This window comes from Streptomyces sp. NPDC031365 (assembly GCF_055569765.1).
This window is the reverse complement of sequence record NZ_JBVIIM010000012.1, coordinates 30334-45413: the sequence shown is the minus strand read 5'-3', so window position 1 is coordinate 45413 and position 15080 is coordinate 30334. Positions and strand designations below refer to the sequence as shown.

Annotated in this window: 17 protein-coding genes and 2 pseudogenes; 6 read left to right on the top strand and 13 right to left on the bottom strand. The window is 72.6% G+C overall.

The window, feature by feature from the left end; all coding sequences use genetic code 11:
* Window positions 1-6 precede the first annotated feature (6 nt).
* The 6 genes and pseudogenes from ACZ5C2_RS19275 to ACZ5C2_RS19250 form a co-directional block, all read right to left on the bottom strand.
* Complete coding sequence (locus tag ACZ5C2_RS19275; RefSeq protein WP_468792376.1) at window positions 7-966, bottom strand: threonine/serine dehydratase; 960 nt, start codon at window positions 964-966, stop codon at window positions 7-9.
* Window positions 967-1049: 83 nt separating this feature from the next.
* A complete protein-coding gene (locus ACZ5C2_RS19270; RefSeq protein WP_468792373.1) occupies window positions 1050-1727 on the bottom strand; it encodes an AIM24 family protein in 678 nt (225 codons plus the stop codon).
* A 72-nt stretch (window positions 1728-1799) separates the two neighbouring features.
* Window positions 1800-2834, bottom strand: a complete 1035-nt coding sequence (locus tag ACZ5C2_RS19265) for a CAP domain-containing protein (RefSeq protein WP_468792370.1) — start codon at window positions 2832-2834, stop codon at window positions 1800-1802.
* Between the two features lie 376 nt (window positions 2835-3210).
* Window positions 3211-3564, bottom strand: coding sequence for a UBP-type zinc finger domain-containing protein (locus ACZ5C2_RS19260; RefSeq protein ID WP_468792367.1), 354 nt, complete (start codon window positions 3562-3564; stop codon window positions 3211-3213).
* Between the two features lie 9 nt (window positions 3565-3573).
* Window positions 3574-4092, bottom strand: a pseudogene (locus tag ACZ5C2_RS19255) (ATP-binding protein); the annotation flags it as partial.
* Window positions 4075-4329, bottom strand: a pseudogene (locus ACZ5C2_RS19250) (response regulator); the annotation flags it as partial. The pseudogenes ACZ5C2_RS19250 and ACZ5C2_RS19255, both read right to left, overlap by 18 nt.
* A gap of 204 nt (window positions 4330-4533) precedes the next feature.
* Between ACZ5C2_RS19250 and ACZ5C2_RS19245 the strand changes: the two are divergent.
* The gene (locus ACZ5C2_RS19245; protein ID WP_468792364.1) at window positions 4534-5406 is read left to right on the top strand and encodes a universal stress protein; all 873 of its coding nucleotides are present in this window, start codon (window positions 4534-4536) and stop codon (window positions 5404-5406) included.
* A gap of 13 nt (window positions 5407-5419) precedes the next feature.
* On the opposite strand, the gene ACZ5C2_RS19240 is transcribed toward ACZ5C2_RS19245, so the two are convergent.
* On the bottom strand, window positions 5420-6652 hold the full coding sequence (locus tag ACZ5C2_RS19240) for a DUF4032 domain-containing protein (protein ID WP_468792361.1): 1233 nt from the start codon (window positions 6650-6652) through the stop codon (window positions 5420-5422).
* A gap of 41 nt (window positions 6653-6693) precedes the next feature.
* Window positions 6694-7440, bottom strand: coding sequence for an MBL fold metallo-hydrolase (locus ACZ5C2_RS19235; RefSeq protein ID WP_468792358.1), 747 nt, complete (start codon window positions 7438-7440; stop codon window positions 6694-6696).
* Window positions 7441-7544: 104 nt separating this feature from the next.
* On the opposite strand from ACZ5C2_RS19235, the gene ACZ5C2_RS19230 reads away from it, so the two are divergent.
* Window positions 7545-7775, top strand: a complete 231-nt coding sequence (locus ACZ5C2_RS19230) for a hypothetical protein (protein WP_468792355.1) — start codon at window positions 7545-7547, stop codon at window positions 7773-7775.
* Between the two features lie 24 nt (window positions 7776-7799).
* Here the strand turns inward: ACZ5C2_RS19230 and ACZ5C2_RS19225 are convergent, their stop codons facing one another.
* A complete protein-coding gene (locus ACZ5C2_RS19225) occupies window positions 7800-8438 on the bottom strand; it encodes an alpha-ketoglutarate-dependent dioxygenase AlkB (protein WP_468792352.1) in 639 nt (212 codons plus the stop codon).
* A 119-nt stretch (window positions 8439-8557) separates the two neighbouring features.
* Between ACZ5C2_RS19225 and ACZ5C2_RS19220 the strand changes: the two genes are divergently transcribed.
* Entirely contained in the window at window positions 8558-9166 is a 609-nt protein-coding gene (locus ACZ5C2_RS19220; protein ID WP_468792349.1) for a TetR/AcrR family transcriptional regulator, read from the top strand.
* Window positions 9167-9183: 17 nt separating this feature from the next.
* Window positions 9184-10857: an FAD-binding dehydrogenase gene (locus ACZ5C2_RS19215; RefSeq protein WP_468792346.1), complete on the top strand. Its 1674-nt coding sequence runs from the start codon at window positions 9184-9186 to the stop codon at window positions 10855-10857.
* Between the two features lie 22 nt (window positions 10858-10879).
* Here the strand turns inward: ACZ5C2_RS19215 and ACZ5C2_RS19210 are convergent, their stop codons facing one another.
* The 3 genes from ACZ5C2_RS19210 to ACZ5C2_RS19200 all read right to left on the bottom strand — a co-directional run bounded on the left by ACZ5C2_RS19210 (window position 10880) and on the right by ACZ5C2_RS19200 (window position 12880).
* Window positions 10880-11230, bottom strand: a complete 351-nt coding sequence (locus tag ACZ5C2_RS19210) for a DUF488 domain-containing protein (RefSeq protein ID WP_468792343.1) — start codon at window positions 11228-11230, stop codon at window positions 10880-10882.
* 67 nt (window positions 11231-11297) lie between these two features.
* Entirely contained in the window at window positions 11298-11555 is a 258-nt protein-coding gene (locus ACZ5C2_RS19205; protein WP_468792340.1) for a WhiB family transcriptional regulator, read from the bottom strand.
* Window positions 11556-11659: 104 nt separating this feature from the next.
* Entirely contained in the window at window positions 11660-12880 is a 1221-nt protein-coding gene (locus ACZ5C2_RS19200; RefSeq protein WP_468792337.1) for a saccharopine dehydrogenase family protein, read from the bottom strand.
* Between the two features lie 125 nt (window positions 12881-13005).
* Between ACZ5C2_RS19200 and ACZ5C2_RS19195 the strand changes: the two genes are divergently transcribed.
* Entirely contained in the window at window positions 13006-13707 is a 702-nt protein-coding gene (locus tag ACZ5C2_RS19195; RefSeq protein ID WP_468792334.1) for a TetR/AcrR family transcriptional regulator, read from the top strand.
* Here ACZ5C2_RS19195 and ACZ5C2_RS19190 read toward each other — a convergent pair.
* Window positions 13704-14600, bottom strand: coding sequence for a LysR family transcriptional regulator ArgP (locus ACZ5C2_RS19190; RefSeq protein WP_468792331.1), 897 nt, complete (start codon window positions 14598-14600; stop codon window positions 13704-13706). The genes ACZ5C2_RS19195 and ACZ5C2_RS19190 overlap by 4 nt on opposite strands.
* A gap of 70 nt (window positions 14601-14670) precedes the next feature.
* Here ACZ5C2_RS19190 and ACZ5C2_RS19185 point away from each other — a divergent pair.
* The coding region (locus tag ACZ5C2_RS19185; RefSeq protein WP_468792328.1) for a LysE/ArgO family amino acid transporter at window positions 14671-15080 on the top strand (410 nt) is incomplete at its 3' end.

Genomic DNA, 15080 nt, shown 5'->3' with positions numbered 1-15080 from the left:
ATCGGCTCAGCGAAGCTCGAAGTGTTCGGTCCAGGCGATCATGTCGCCGGTGGTGGCGTTGCCGCCGCACACCACGAGACCGAGCCGGGCTCCCTCACCGACCCGTTCCAGCACCCGCCGCGCGGCGGGCAGCAGACAGCCGGCCGCCGGCTCCGCCCACACCTTGGCGTGGTCCGCGAGCTCCAGGGATCCCCGCACCGCCTCCCGGTCCGGCACCACCAGCACCTCGGTGACCAGTTCCGACACATGCTCGTACGTCAGCTGGGAGACGGCCGGGGCACTGAGCGTGGAGACGATCGACGTCAGCTCCACCGGCACCGGCCGGCCCGCCGCCAGGGCCGCGGACATCGCCTGCGCGCCCTCGGTCTCCACGCCCCAGACCCGCACCCCGGGCCGCAGCGCCCGCAGGGCCGCCGCGACACCGGAGATCAGGCCGCCGCCCCCGATGCTCACCAGCACGTCCGTGAGGTCACCCGCGTCCGCGGCGAACTCCAGCCCCACGGTGCCCTGACCGGCGATCACCTCCGGGTCGTCGAAGGGGTGGACCAGGGTCAGCCCTTCCTCCTGGAGCCGTCTCATGAGCCCGAACGCGCCGTCCATGTCGTCGGTCACACGCACCGAGGCGCCCGCGGACTCCGCGGTTTCCACGGCCCGAACGGGCGCCGTACGCGGCATCACCACCGTGGCCTTCACATCGAGTGCGGCGGCCATCACCGAGAGGGCGATCCCGTGGTTGCCGCCGCTCACCGCGACGACCCCGGCGGCCCGCTCTGCCTCGCCCAGAGACAGCAGCTTCGCCGCCGCGCCGCGCACCTTGAACGAACCGGTGCGCTGGAGCAGCTCCAGCTTCGCGGTGACCGGCACACCCAGCAGCGCCGACAGCCCGGAGCTCGGCACGGTCGGGGTCCGCACCACGTGCCCGGCGATCTGCCCGGCCGCGGCCCGGATGTCGGCGATCCCGATCACGACTGCCACCTCTCCGGCGCGGGGGGCTGGTGATCCGCGCCAAGTCCCACCCTGACCTTCTCAGCGGTCGGGGTCAACAATGATCAGTGCTGCTGGGCCTTGTGCGGTGTCGCCTCGCTGGGCCGCACCACGACGTGACCCTCACCCTCCAGTTTCAACTGCACGGCCTCGCCCGACCCGCCGCGCAGCATCGAGCCCACGGACTGGGAACGCTGCAGCGAGGTGGCCAGCCCCGCGGTCCAGCCGACGATCGCGTCCGTGTCGACGAAGACGGGGGAACGCGGTGACACCGGGATGACCAACGGGTTGCCGTCGCACACCAGGCCCAGCCGGCCGTGCCCGGTGAAGACACTGTTGAACAGGCCGCCGCCGGCGATCCCGGAACCCTTCACGGTCGCGATCCGGTACGACAGCGAGGAGTCGAAGCACAGGACGTTGCGACCGTTGACCGTGAACTCGTCGCCGGGGTCGACCTCGACGACGAAACAGTTCTGCGCCTCGTGGGCGAACCAGGCCTCGCCCTGTCCGCGCACCTCCATCAGCGGCAGTCCCTCGCCGGTCACCGCGCGCTTGAGCATGCCGCCCACGCCCTGGCCCCTGCGCTCGAACCGGAGATCGCCCCGGTAGGCGACCATCGCTCCCTGACGGGCGAGCATCTCGCCGTCGACCGTGTAGCGGAGGCACTTGGTGTTCTCGACCGACATGCCCGAGGCCGAGGCCGGCTGCACCATGTGCTGACTGGAAAACAGGTCACCCTTCATGGAGGCATCCTCGCCCGGACTCGTCCCCTCCGCCAGGATCGTGTGCGCACGGCACGGCGCGCGGGGCCGCCGTCAGGCTCCGAAGAGCTGGGTCCAGTACGTACCCGCCCGGCCGCCGCCCGCGAAACCGACGCCGATGTGGGTGAAGCCGGCCTTGAGGATGTTGGCGCGGTGGCCAGGGCTGTGCATCCATCCCTCCACGACCTCGGCGGCCGAGCGCTGCCCGCAGGCTATGTTCTCGCCGACCGTCCGCCGCGCGGAGCCCGCGGCGGCGGCCCGGTCCCGGGGCCCGCTCCCGTCGGGAGCGGTGTGGGAGTAGAAGTCGCGGGCCACCATGTCGGAGCTGTGCGCCTGCGCGGCCGCGGTCAGCAGGGGATCACGGGACAGCGGTGGCAGCCCGGCCCGGGTGCGCTCCCGGTTGGTGAGGTCGACGACCTCACCAACCGCGCGGTCCAGACCGTCCGGGGTCAGTGGAGCAGCCCACAGCGCCGTCCAGTACGTGTCACCGGACCCCGGGCCGGCGGCGCACGCCACGGCGGCGTGGGTGAAGGCCGGGTCGCACACGGTGCGGCGGGCCGCTTCGTGGCGCAGACAGTGGTCGACGAAACGGTCGACGGTGAGAGGGCCGGCGACCAGGTGTTCGCCGACGGTGAGATAGGGATATCCGGCGGTGACGACGCGCTGGTGCACGGAGACGCCGTCCACGCCCTCGACGCCCAGCCGCTCGCCCCGCGCCATGGTGACGGCGTGCTCCCGTGCCGCGCCGGCCAGCCGCCCGTCAAAGGCGACCGGCGGCGAACCAGCGGCGCTACGGGCGGAGTTCACCAGCTCGAGGAAGCCGTCACCGGCGGACGGCGGCGCGGCCGGGCGCGGCGGTACGACGGGTACCGACCGGGTGGAGACGGCTCCGTCGTCGTCCGCCACGTCCACGCCGAAGTCCCGGGCGAGACCGGCCAGTCCGTCGGCGTACCCCTGTCCCAGGGCCCGCAGTTTCCAGTCCTCGCCGCGCCGGTAGATCTCGGCGAGGAGCAGGACGGTCTCCGCTCCGGGCCGCGGCGGGGCGAACCGGGCGAGCGGACGCCCGCCGGCGTCGGCGACCTGGAGCACGGGGGCGGCGCGCTCAGCGGCGTGCCGGGTGCGGCGGGGCTGATGGCGACCGTGACCCGGGCGGTGCCGGGGCGCAGCGCCCGCGGGTCGACGGTCAGTGTGTCCCCGCTCAGCCGGGCGCCCGGGGCGGACGGCTGGTTGAAGAACACGAAGTCGCTGTCGCCGCGCACCTTTCCCCCGTCGTCCGTGATCAGCGCGGACACGTCGAAGGGACCGGGCACCCGGACGGTCACCGCGCCGCCCGGGAGGGTCAGATTGCCGCCGGGAACCAACTCGCTCATCACGCCGCCCTGATGATGTCGTCGTGCACACGGACCGGTGGGGGTGTCCGGAGAACGACGAGCGGCGGACGCGGGTTCCCGCCGCGCACTTGCCCTCAGCGGCGCAGCGTCTCCGTCCAGTTCGCCGGGACCCGGCCCGCCGGTCCGGGCGCCGGCTGGTCGGCCGGATGGCTCACCGGCGGGGCGAGCTCGGGACCGGACTCGTACAGCTCCTTGGTGGTGTAGTTCCAGAACCAGGCCTCGCCCGGCTCGTAACTGCGGACCACGGGATGCCCGGTGGACTCGAAGTGCGCCGTGGCGTGCTGTCCGGGTGAGCTGTCGCAGCAGCCGATGTGGCCGCAGCTCGCGCAGCGCCGCAGATGGAACCACCAGCCGCCCGTGGTGTCGCAGTCGGCGCATCCCGCGCCGGTCGGCGGGACGCTGGGGTCGATGGCGTGCTCACTGGTCATGCGGGCTCCTCAGGGGTGTCGTCCGCCGGGGGCTGGTGCGGTGAGCGGGAGAAGCACCTGGAAGCGGGTTGGCCCGGCTCGGAGCCGGAGTGCAGGCCTGCCGTGGTGCTTGGGGAGCACGATCCGCCGGGAGATGTCCAGGCCGAGGCCGGTGCTCCCGCCCATCGGCTCGGTGGTGAACAGCGGGTCGAGGACGCGGTCACGGATCTCGGCCGGGATCCCTGCCCCGGTGTCGCGGAATTCCACCAGCAGCCGGTCGTGTTCCCGCGCGGCGCGCACGGCCGGGGTGCCCCGCCGTCCGCGTGGTGCGTGGCGGCGACCGCGTTGTCGATCAGGTTGGCCCACATCTGGCTGGACTCCGCCGGGTGCGCCGGGATCCTGGGCGGCGTGCGGTCGTAGTCCTTGACCACGTCGAGGAGTTCGTGCACATCGGCGACCTGGAAGCGGGGTGTGGTCGAGCCGCGAGCACCGCCTGGCGGCGCCGGCGAGGTGCGAGATACGGTTCGCGGGGTCCAGGGCCCGTTCCAGGAACCCGATGCCGTTCATCCGCGGCATCCGGTGGTCGGCGAGGAGCACGGCGCCGAGGTCACCGCGCACCGTCGGTTCGTCGCAGCGCGTCCGGCGCGGACTCGCCGGACCCCGCGCGCACGACGCGGTACGACGCCCCGTAGCGCCGTCTGAGGTCCCGGGCCACGGCGCGGGAGACGCCCGGTCGTCGTCCACGGTCATGACGACGGTCCGCGCTGCGTCGGCGGCCTCGGTCATACGTTCCCCACGTCGGCGTAGGCTCCCCGGCACGGCGGACCCGGTTCAGCCACCGCGCCGACCCTGCCCATCGTAGGTGCGTTCGCCCCGGTTCGCTCGGAAAGGCGTTGTCCTCGACGGCCACCCGCTCCCACCTCGAAGTCATGAGGAGGGCGTAGGGAAGACTGGACCCCGCGTAATGGACACGACACCGGGAGGAACCGCATGACGCGCCCGATCACGGCAGGGACCGACGGAACCGAGGAGAGTCTCGCCGCGCTGGACTGGGCGGCCAGGGAGGCGGTGCGCCGGGGACTGCCGCTCAGGGTGGTGCACGCCTGGCGGTTCCAGGAACACGACGCGGTGGAGACGGGGGACAGAGCGACCCAGGAGCAGTGGGTGCGCGACTCGGTGGGGGAGGCGGCCCGCACCGTTCGCGAGCGGCACCCGGAACTGTCCGTGAGCACGGACGTCCTGGAGGGTGACGCGGTGGAGACGCTGACGGCGGTCGCCGCGGACGCGGAGATGCTGGTGCTCGGCTCACGCGGGCACGGCCGGATCATGGGCTTCCTGGTCGGCTCGGTCGGCCAGCAGGTGATCGTCGGGGCGGGGCGGCCGGTGGTCTTCGTCCGCGCCGGGGACCAGCCGTCGAACGAGGTCGCCGGGCACGAGATCGTGGTCGGACAGCAGGGGGATCCGGAGGACAGCGCGGCCGCGCTGGGCTTCGCCTTCGAGACCGCCTCCCGGCGCGGGGCGACCGTGCGCGCGGTGCGCGCCTGGGCCCTGCCACCGGTGTTCGCCTACAGCCCCGCCTCGCTCCAGCTCCTCGACGAGGCCGGGGGACTGGAGCCGTACGAGCAGAAGGCCCTGGCGGCGGCGCTCGCACCGTGGCGGGAGCGCTACCCGGACGTGCACGTGATCGAGCACGTGGAGATGGGCAGCGCCGGCCAGGTGCTGCTGTCGGTGGCCGGCACCGCCCAGCTGATGGTCGTCGGCCGCCGCGCCCGCCGTACGGCCGTGGGCACCCGGATCGGCTCGGTGGCCTACGGCGTCCTCCACCACGCGGACTGCCCGGTGGCGGTCGTACCGCCCGCCTGAGCCCGCCGCCGGCTCAGTCGTCCGTCGGCTGCAGCGTCGCCCGGGCCCTGGGCAGGATGTTCTGGATGTAGTCCTCGACGGCCGTGCCGAGACCGATGTCGACCTGCGCCCGTTCGGACAGGTACCAGCGGTGCTCCAGAAGCTCGTGGTAGATCTCCGCGGCGTCCATCGCACCGCGCAGCTCCGGCGGCACGGAACGCACGGTGGGCCGGAAGACCTCGCGCACCCAGCGGTGGGCGAGGACTTCCGGACGGGCGCCGAGGGGATCGCCCGGGGCGTAGTCGTCCTGGGTGGCCATCCAGCTCTCCAGGTCGTTCAGCAGCCGCCTGGCCTGGTTCTCCTCGGCGTCAAGACCGGTCAGCCGCAGCAGTTGCCGCTGGTGGTGGCCCGCGTCGACGACCTTGGGCACGAAGGTCACGGTGTCGCCGTTGGAGGCGTGCTCGATCTGCATCTCGGCCACGTCGAAACCGAGGTCGTGCAGGCGGCGGATGCGGCGCTCGATGTAGTGGTACTTGCCCGCCGGGTAGACGGACGTGCGGGTCAGCTCCTGCCACAGGCTCTGGTACCGGGCGCAGATCTCGGTGCCGAACTCGATCGGGTCGACGGAGGGGTGCAGCGCCCCGGATGCCTCCAGGTCGAGCAGCTCGCCGCTGATGTTGACCCGCGCCAGATCGAGGTCGTACTCGCGCTGGCCGACGCTCAGTTCCGGGTGCAGGTCCCCGGTCTCGGCGTCCACGAGGTAGGCGGCGTAGGCGCCCGCGTCCCGCCGGAACAAGGTATTGGACAGTGAGCAGTCGCCCCAGGCGAACCCGGCCAGGTGCAGCCGCACCAGCAGCACGGCGAGCGCGTCCATCAGCCGGTGCATGGTCGCCGGGCGCAGCGTCGTCTCGAACATCGACCGGTACGGCATCGAGCCGCCGAGGTGCCGGGTGACCAGGACGCACTCCAGGGGTTCCCCGCCGGGGTCGGTGCGGCCGGTGACCACGGCGAGCGGGTCCACCGCCGGGATGCCGATCCGGTCCAGGCCGCGCAGCAGTTCGTACTCCCGCAGCGCGGGCCGCTCGGCGAGCTCCTTCACCGCGATCACCTCGTCACCGGCGCGTGCGTAGCGCACCACGTGCCGGGAGATGCCGCGTGGCAGCGGCACCAGGTACTCCTCGGGCCACTCCTCCAGCGGCAGGTGCCACGGCAGTTCCAACAGGAGCGCGGGGTGCTCCGGGTTGGTGGCGTTGATCTGCAGTGCCATGGCTGAGGTGTCCTCGTCTCGCGGGTGAACGTCACCTCACCCTATTGCGCCCGCTCACGGGCCAGCCGTGCAGCGTCCGGTACCGGTCCCCGGTGCAGCGGGCCGTGCCCGGGAAGCAGCAGCTCGCCGCCCAGCTCCGCCAGGACGTCCAGCGAGGCCACGGCGGTGGCGCGCTCGTGGTGGAACATGTCGGTCAGCATCTGCGGTCCCTCGGTCCGCGAGGTGGGGTGACCGGTCACCAGGGCGTCGCCCGACACCACCACCCCCGTGTCCGGGAGGTGGAAGGCGCAGTGCCCGGCAGTGTGGCCGGGGGTGTGCACGGGCACGGGCCTGCCGGGCAGATCGAGCGGACCCGGCTTCGGGAACGGTTCGGGCGCGGTGACCGCGACGTTCGCCGTCCCGCCGCTGCGCAGGACGTGCGCCGCCCAGGGCAGCACGCCCGGCCGCCAGCCGTTGCGCAGCACCTCCCCGACGCCCACCTGATGCAGGAAGTCCCGCCGTGCGTGCGGGATTTCGGCCTGGTGCGTGTACACGGGCGTGCCGTACGCGGAGCTCAGGTACTCGGCGGAGCCGAGGTGGTCGTTGTGGGCGTGGGTGATCAGCACGGCCGTCACCGCCCGAGGTGAACCGCCCACGTCGGCCAGGGAAGCGAGGAGCCCCTCGCGGTCGCCGGGATAGCCGGTGTCGATCAGCGTGACGGCGTCCCCTTCGGTGAGGATCACCCAGTTGGTGTGCGTGCCGTGCACCAGATAGGTGCCGTCCGCGACCTGCCGCACTGCTGCCCGCATGACCGTCCTGAGTCCGAGTCGTACCTGCCCGACGGGTGAAGGAAAGCAGATCACGGTGCGGACACCGGCGGGGGCCCGGCCGCGGGGGCGCCGGCACAGTAGCGGTGCCCGGACGCATCCCGAACAGGAACCGGGTCACCGCCGTCCTGCGCACCCCGTACTCGTACAGAAGGAGGACCACCGCCAGCGAGGCGGCAACGATCACCGCGTACTTGACGGCCATCGGCGCGGACCACCCGACCACGCCGTACGCGAAGGCGACCACGACGGGCTGGTGCAGCACGTACAACGGCAGTGCGGCGAGCCCCTGCGGCCCAGTGTGGGGGGAGCGGTGACGGGGAGGACAGCATTCCGGCCGGTCAGTTGACGCCGCGCGGACGGAACTGGACGCTGATGCGAGGTCCGGCGGCGCGCGTGCTCTTGGGTACGCAGTGCTCCCAGGTGCGCTGGCAGGACCCGCCCATGACGATCAGGTCGCCGTGCCCGAGCGCACGGCGCACGGTGTCGCCCCCGCCCGTGGGACGCAGCAGCAGATCGCGCGGTGTGCCCACGGAGAGGATGGCGACCATCGTGTCCTCGCGGGCGCCCCTGCCGATCCGGTCGCCGTGCCAGGCGACGCTGTCCCGGCCGTCGCGGTAGTAGCACAGCCCGGTCGTGGCGAACGGCTCACCCAGTTCGCCGGCGTAGTGCGCGCTGAGCGTCTCGCGTGCCCGGTCCAGCACCGGGTGCGGCAGCGGGGCGCCCGCGCGGTAGTGGGCGAGCAGCCTGGGCACGTCCACGACCTGGTCGTACATCTGCCGGCGCTCCGCGCGCCAGGGGACCTCGGCGGCCAGCAGGGCGAAGAGCGCGTCGGACCCGCCGAGCCATCCCGGCAGGACGTCGATCCAGGCGCCCCGCCCCAGTTCGGTGCGGCGCACCCCGTCGAGCGGCCCCAGCCGCAGCTCGTCGGCCTGGTCGAACAGGGACGCCTGGAGTGCCGGGGGGTGGTGCGTGGTCATGGTCCCAGCGTACCGCTGATTCGAAAATATGTTCTACATGTGGTGAGGGGTTCGCGCTCGGGGGCTTTCGATACACCGGTGTATCGGATACGTTTCCGTATCGAACGGAAGGAACAGCCATGGCGACGGACGGTACGGAGGGGCGCGTCACCAGGCGCCGTCTGCGCACGCGCGCGAAGCTCCTGGACGCCGCGTTCACCGTGTTCGCCGCCAAGGGCTTCGGACATGTCTCGATCGAGGAGGTCTGCGAGGCCGCCGGCTACACCCGGGGCGCCTTCTACTCCAATTTCACCGGACTGGACGAGCTGTTCTTCGCCCTGTACACCGAGCGCGCCGAGCTGATCGCGGAGCAGGTCTCCGATGCCTTCGCCCTGGACGGCCCGGACCTCGATGTGACCGCGGCAGTGGACCGCGTCACCGAGGTCCTGCTGCTCGACCGCGACTGGCTGCTGGTCAAGACCGACTTCCTGGTGCACGCCGCCCGTGACCCGCAGGTGGCACGCGGCCTGCTGGAGCACCGGGCGCGCCTGCGGCGGACCATCGCGGACCGGCTGGCCCGGGCCCATGACCACACCGCGCTGCCCGCCGTGCTCGGCGGGGCCGAGGGTGCCGCGCACGCGGTGGTCGCCGCCTACGACGGTGTCACCGTCCAACTGCTGCTGGACCGGGACGTCACGCGCGCCCGGGCCTGGCTGAAACAACTGCTGACCGCGTTGCTCACCGAATGAAGGAAGGGACGGTCGCCATGGATGCCGACGTCATCGTTGTCGGAGCCGGACTCGCGGGCCTCGTCGCGGCCCACGAGCTGACCAGTCAGGGCCGCAGGGTCGCCCTGGTGGACCAGGAGAACGCCGCCAACCTCGGCGGCCAGGCCTTCTGGTCCTTCGGCGGGCTGTTCCTCGTGGGCTCACCCGAGCAGCGGCGCCTGGGCATCAAGGACTCCTTCGACCTGGCCTGGAGCGACTGGCGCGGCAGCGCGGGCTTCGACCGCCTCGACGACGAGGACACCTGGGCGGTGCGCTGGGCGCGGGCCTACGTCGAATGGGCGGCCGGGGAGAAGCGGTCCTGGCTGAACGGTCACGGCATCACCTTCCTGCCCACCGTCGGCTGGGCCGAGCGTGGCGACCTGCGCGCGGACGGCCACGGCAACACCGTGCCCCGCTTCCACATCGCCTGGGGCACCGGAACCGGCGTCGTCGAACCGTTCGTGCGCTACGCCCGGCAGGCCTCGCGCGACGGGCTCCTCACCTTCCACCACCGCCACCGGGTCGACGAACTCGTCGTCGGGGACGGTGCCGCGCGCGGGGTGCGCGGCACCGTACTGGCGGAGGACGACGCACCGCGCGGGGTCGCCTCCAGCCGGGAGGCGATCGGCGAGTTCGAACTCACCGCCCAGGCCGTCATCGTCACCAGCGGCGGCATCGGAGCCGACCACGACATCGTCCGCCGGTACTGGCCCGAGCGGCTGGGCACCCCGCCCCGCGAGATGGTCACCGGGGTCCCGGCCTACGTCGACGGGCGGATGCTGGACATCAGCGCCCGGGCGGGGGTGCGGCTGGTCAACCGGGACCGCATGTGGCACTACACCGAGGGCCTGCAGAACTGGGACCCCATCTGGCCCGGACACGGCATCCGGATCCTGCCCGGACCGTCCTCCATGTGGTTCGACGCCCTCGGCCGCCGGCTGCCCGAGCCCTGCCTGCCCGGCTATGACACCCTCAGCACGCTGAAGCACTTGCGCACCACTGACGACCTCGCCGCACACGACCACTCCTGGTTCATCCTCACCCAGAAGATCATCGAGAAGGAGTTCGCGCTGTCGGGCTCCGAACAGAACCCCGACATCACCGCCAAGGACCGGACCGGATTCCTGCGCGAACGGGTACTGGGCAAGGGCGCCCCCGGGCCGGTCGACGCGTTCCTGCGCAAGGGCGCGGACTTCGTGACCGCGGCCACGGTGGAACAGCTCGTCGAGAAGATGAACGCCCTCACCGACGAACCCCTGCTCGATGCCGCCGTCGTACGGCGTCAGATCGAGGCCCGCGACCTGCAGTTGGCCAACACCTACAGCAAGGACGCCCAGGTGCAGGGTATCCGCAACGCCCGCCGCTACATCGGTGACCGCCTCGGCCGCGTCGCGGCCCCCCACCGCATCCTCGACCCCGCGGCCGGTCCGCTGATCGGCGTCAAGCTGCACGTCCTCACCCGCAAGACCCTCGGCGGCATCCAGACCGACCTGGAATCCCGCGCGCTCGGCGCCGACGGCCGGCCGGTCGAGGGGCTGTACGCGGCCGGCGAGGTGGCGGGGTTCGGCGGCGGCGGCGTCCACGGTTACAACGCCCTGGAAGGCACCTTCCTCGGCGGCTGCCTCTTCTCGGGCCGTGCCGCCGGGCGGGCGGCGGCCGAACAGACAGCGTAGGCAACGCGGTACGGCCCGCTCCTCAGTCCTCGAGGAGGCGGGCCAGTACCGCGGCGTGGCTGTGCCCGGTGTCCCTGGACGCGGTCAGCAGCGTCACGGCTCCCTTACCGGCCAGTTCCCTTACGTGTCCGAGGAGTTCGGCCGCCTCCGGAGCGGCCAGTTCCGCCTCGTAGCGCCCGCGGAACTCCTCGTAGGAGCCCTCGTCGCCGTGATACCAGCGGCGCAGCTCCGTCGACGGCGTCAGCGCCTTGGGCCACTCGTCCACCTCTGCCGCGTCCTTCGCCAGACCGCGCGGCCACAGCCGGTCGACCAGGACGCGGACGCCGTCGTCCGGCTCCGGCGGTTCGTAGACACGACGCACGCGCACGCTCATGGTCCGCCCCTTCCGGTGGTGTCCGGCGAGCCTACTGCGGCCCGCGCGGCCGGGCACGGCGAGCGTCTCAGGAGCCGCCGCCGGCCCGCCGCGCGGCGATGCGCCGCTTCAGCGCACGCCGTTCCGTCTCGCTCGTGCCGCCCCACACCCCGATGGACTGCCCCGTGTCCAGCGCCCATTCCAGGCACTGCTCCCGCACGGGGCAGCGCCGGCAGAACGCCTTGGCCTGTTCCGCCTGCAACAGGGCGGGTCCGGACGTACCGATGGGGAAGAAGAGGTCAGGGTCCTCGGCCCTGCAGGCCGCGCTGCTACGCCAGTTGGCCATCAGAATTCACCTGTGATCGGAGTCGGTAACACCCCTTTGGATGCCTTGCTCCCTTCGGGTCACCTGCCGGTACGAGGTGAAACCGCGTGACCGTGTGCGCGCGGTCACTGTTCGCGCAGCCCCCAGGGCGAGCCGTACGCGGTCAGCAGTTCCAGGAACGGGCCTGCCGGGAACGCCTCCGGACCGAGGACACCCGAGCCCGACCAGGCACCGGTGGCGACCAGTTCCAGGGCGACGACCGGGTTGACGGCGGTCTGCCACACCACGGCCTGGCAGCCGTACTCGGTCATGGACCACTGGTTGTCGACGACGTGGTACAGATACACCTCGCGCGGCGCCCCGTCCTTCGTGCCCCGCACCCAGGTGCCGGCGCACGTCTTGCCGTGCATCCGCTCGCCGAGAGTCGCCGGGTCGGGCAGACAGGCGGCGACGACATCCCGTGGGGAGACCCGCACCGGCCCGTCCGGGCCGGGCACGGTCACCGGCTCGGTACGGTCCAGACCCAGCAGGTGCAGCGTCCTGAGCGTGTCGACGAACTCGCGGCCCAGGCCGTACTTGAAGGTGACCCGGCGCGCGTCGACCCGGCGCGGGACGAGCAGCACCTCCTCGTGCTCGACGTTCACGCACTCCACCGGCCCGATGCCCTCGGGGAAGTCGAACACCTCCGGCTCGCTGAAGGGTTCGGTGGTGAACCAGCCGCGGTCCTTCTCGTAGACGACCGGCGGGTTGAGGCATTCCTCGATGGTGGTCCAGATGTTGAAGGAGGGGGCGAAGTCGTAGCCGTCCACCGTGAGGTTCGCACCGTCGCGGACGCCGATCTCCTCGATCGAGTCGAAGAGTTCGTCGGCGGCGTACCGGGCGAAGACGTCCGACAGGCCGGGCTCCACCCCCATGCCGACCAGGGCCAGCGCACTGGCCTTCTCCCACGCGGCGGCCTGCGCGAACTGCTCGTCGCCGAGCTTGACCCCGCATTCCTCGTACGGCCGCTCGGCGTGTGGCCGGGACAGGGACATCGCCATGTCGACATACGTGGCACCGGCCTCCCGCGCGGCGCGGAACAGCGGCATCACGAACCGGGGGTCGGTGGCGTTGAGCAGGACGTCGCACCCATGCTGTTCGAGCAGTGCCGTCACCTGGTCCTCGTCGCCGGCGTCCACGTGTTCGGCCCGGAACCGGGTGCCGTCCTCGCCGAGCGCCGCGACCGCGGCCCCGGCGCGGGCCGTGTCGTAGTCGGCCACGACCATCAGGTCGAAGAACGGCCGCCGGGCGGCGATCCGGGTGATGGCGGTACCTACTCCGCCCGCTCCCACAAGCAGTACACGCATGACGGCGCACTTCCCTTCTTCCTCATGGATCCCGGATGCGAACGCGGGGTCCGGTGGGGATACAACGCCGTGCGCCCATATAAGGTCAATGGTGTTGGCGTAAGGCTGGGCGGGGAGGAGAGGGCATGCCGAAACGTGTGGTTCCCGAGGAGCGGCGGCGGCGTCGCAGGCCCACCAGGAGCGGCCGGGTGCTCTCCGAGACGCTGATCGTCGAGACGGCGCTGCGGCTGCTGCGCGAGCACGGCAGCGCGGGCCTGACCGCCCGCCGCCTGGGTCTCGCCCTGGACTGCGACCCGAGCACCCTCTACCGCTACTTCCGCGGCATGGACGAACTGACCCTCGCCCTCGGTGACGCGCTGATCGGCCAGGCGCTGCGCGGCTGGCGGCCGGCCGGGCCGTGGCGCGACGACCTGCGGGACATCGGGCAGCGCATCCACACGGCCTATCTGTCGCATCCGCAGGCGGCGGTCCTCACGGCGAGCCGGGTCTCCGGCCGCGCCAACGAACTCGCGGCCGACGAAGCGGTGCTGGACGTGCTGCGCACCGCGGGCTTCCCCCTGCCGGAGGCGGTGCGCGTCTACCACGTCTTCATCGACACCACGCTGGCCTTCGCCGCCCTCGACGCCGCGTCCCTGGCGCTGCCCGGCGCCGCGCAGCGCGCCGACGAGGACAAGTGGCGCTCGACGTACGCCCGTCTTCCCGCCGCCACCCACCCCCGCATCGCCGAGGCGGCCCCGCTCCTGGCCACCCGCATGGTCACCAGCGCCTACCCGACGGCCCTGGACATGCTCCTGACCAGCGCCGGGAACAGGCTGGCGGAGCTCTAGCGGTACAACGACTCCGCCGCCGCCCCGGTCACCGCGTCGGTCACCGCCGCCAGCGCGGGGGAGTCCAGCTTCCACTGCTGCCAGTACAGGGGCGTGTCGACCGCGCGGTCGGGCGCGAACACCACGAGGCGACCGGCGCGGAGCAGGGGGCCGGCCTGAACCTCGGGGACCATGCCCCAGCCCAGGCCGGCGGCCACCGCCTCGACGAAGCCCTCCGAGGTCGGTACGTGGTGCCGCCGCGGGCTCGCCTCGGCGCGTCCCCCCGTCAGGCGGCGCACGAAACCGTCCTGGAAGTCGTCCCGCCGGTCGAACACCACCACCGGTACCCCGGGCAGTGCCTCGCGCAGCGGCCCGGCGAGCTGCTCCTTGGCGAACTCCGGGTTGGCCACGGGAAGATAGCGCATCCGGCCCAGGTGCCGCACGGAACAGCCCGGCACCGGATCCGGTGACGAGGTCACCGCGGCCATCACCGTCCCCTCACGCAGCAGGGCAGCCGTATGCGCCTCGTCCTCCCGGCGCAGTTCGAAGCAGAGCCGCGCCCGGGACGGCAGCCGGGTGAGGGCTCCAAGGAACCAGGTGGCGAGCGAGTCCGCGTTCACCGCGACCGACACCCGGGTCGGCTCCCCGGCCCCGCTCAGCCCCAGCTCGGCGTACGCGTCCCGTTCCAGCCGGGCCACCTGGCGGGCCAGGCGCACCAGCACCTCGCCCGACTCGGTCGGCCGCACCGGCTTGGTGCGCAGCAGCAGCACCCGGCCCGTGCGCTGCTCCAGTGCCTTCACCCGCTGGCTCACCGCGGAGGGCGTCACATGCAGCGCGGCCGCCGCCGCGTCGAACGTCCCCTCGTCCACCACCGCGAGCAGCGTCCGCACCTGGTCCAGGGGAAGGTCGGTCATCACAGTGGCTAAGGGTACGTAAGAATCCTTAGCTGTACTGCACCGCCGTGGCGGCCATAACGTCCTCGGCATGACCAGCGCCCTGACCACCGCCGCCGCCGGATTCGGCACCGGCCTCTCCCTCATCGTCGCCATCGGCGCCCAGAACGCCTTCGTCCTGCGCCAGGGGATCCGCCGCGACGCCGTGCTCGCCGTCGTCGGCATCTGCGCCCTGTCCGACGCGGCGCTCATCGCCCTGGGTGTCGGTGGCGTCGGTGCGGCGGTGGTGGCCTGGCCGGGCGCGCTGACGGCGGTCGGCTGGATCGGCGGCGTGTTCCTGCTCGGCTACGGCGCCCTGGCCGCCCGCCGGGTGCTCCGCCCGGCCGCCACCGGACTGCGGACGGAGGGCGGGGGGGGGGGGGGGGGGGGGGGGGGGGGGGGGGGGGGGGGGGGGGGGGGGGGGGGGGGGAGGAGGAGGCGACCCACCTCCTCGTGCGCTGC

Bases quoted from the DNA above. Each gene is read 5' to 3' on its own strand.
- ACZ5C2_RS19270 (WP_468792373.1), bottom strand. From the start codon at position 1,727: ATGAAGGGTGACCTGTTTTCCAGTCAGCACATGGTGCAGCCGGCCTCG.
- ACZ5C2_RS19260 (WP_468792367.1), bottom strand. From the start codon at position 3,564: ATGACCAGTGAGCACGCCATCGACCCCAGCGTCCCGCCGACCGGCGCG.
- ACZ5C2_RS19245 (WP_468792364.1), top strand. From the start codon at position 4,534: ATGACGCGCCCGATCACGGCAGGGACCGACGGAACCGAGGAGAGTCTC.
- ACZ5C2_RS19240 (WP_468792361.1), bottom strand. From the start codon at position 6,652: ATGGCACTGCAGATCAACGCCACCAACCCGGAGCACCCCGCGCTCCTG.
- ACZ5C2_RS19235 (WP_468792358.1), bottom strand. From the start codon at position 7,440: ATGCGGGCAGCAGTGCGGCAGGTCGCGGACGGCACCTATCTGGTGCAC.
- ACZ5C2_RS19225 (WP_468792352.1), bottom strand. From the start codon at position 8,438: ATGACCACGCACCACCCCCCGGCACTCCAGGCGTCCCTGTTCGACCAG.
- ACZ5C2_RS19220 (WP_468792349.1), top strand. From the start codon at position 8,558: ATGGCGACGGACGGTACGGAGGGGCGCGTCACCAGGCGCCGTCTGCGC.
- ACZ5C2_RS19215 (WP_468792346.1), top strand. From the start codon at position 9,184: ATGGATGCCGACGTCATCGTTGTCGGAGCCGGACTCGCGGGCCTCGTC.
- ACZ5C2_RS19210 (WP_468792343.1), bottom strand. From the start codon at position 11,230: ATGAGCGTGCGCGTGCGTCGTGTCTACGAACCGCCGGAGCCGGACGAC.
- ACZ5C2_RS19205 (WP_468792340.1), bottom strand. From the start codon at position 11,555: ATGGCCAACTGGCGTAGCAGCGCGGCCTGCAGGGCCGAGGACCCTGAC.
- ACZ5C2_RS19200 (WP_468792337.1), bottom strand. From the start codon at position 12,880: ATGCGTGTACTGCTTGTGGGAGCGGGCGGAGTAGGTACCGCCATCACC.
- ACZ5C2_RS19195 (WP_468792334.1), top strand. From the start codon at position 13,006: ATGCCGAAACGTGTGGTTCCCGAGGAGCGGCGGCGGCGTCGCAGGCCC.
- ACZ5C2_RS19190 (WP_468792331.1), bottom strand. From the start codon at position 14,600: ATGACCGACCTTCCCCTGGACCAGGTGCGGACGCTGCTCGCGGTGGTG.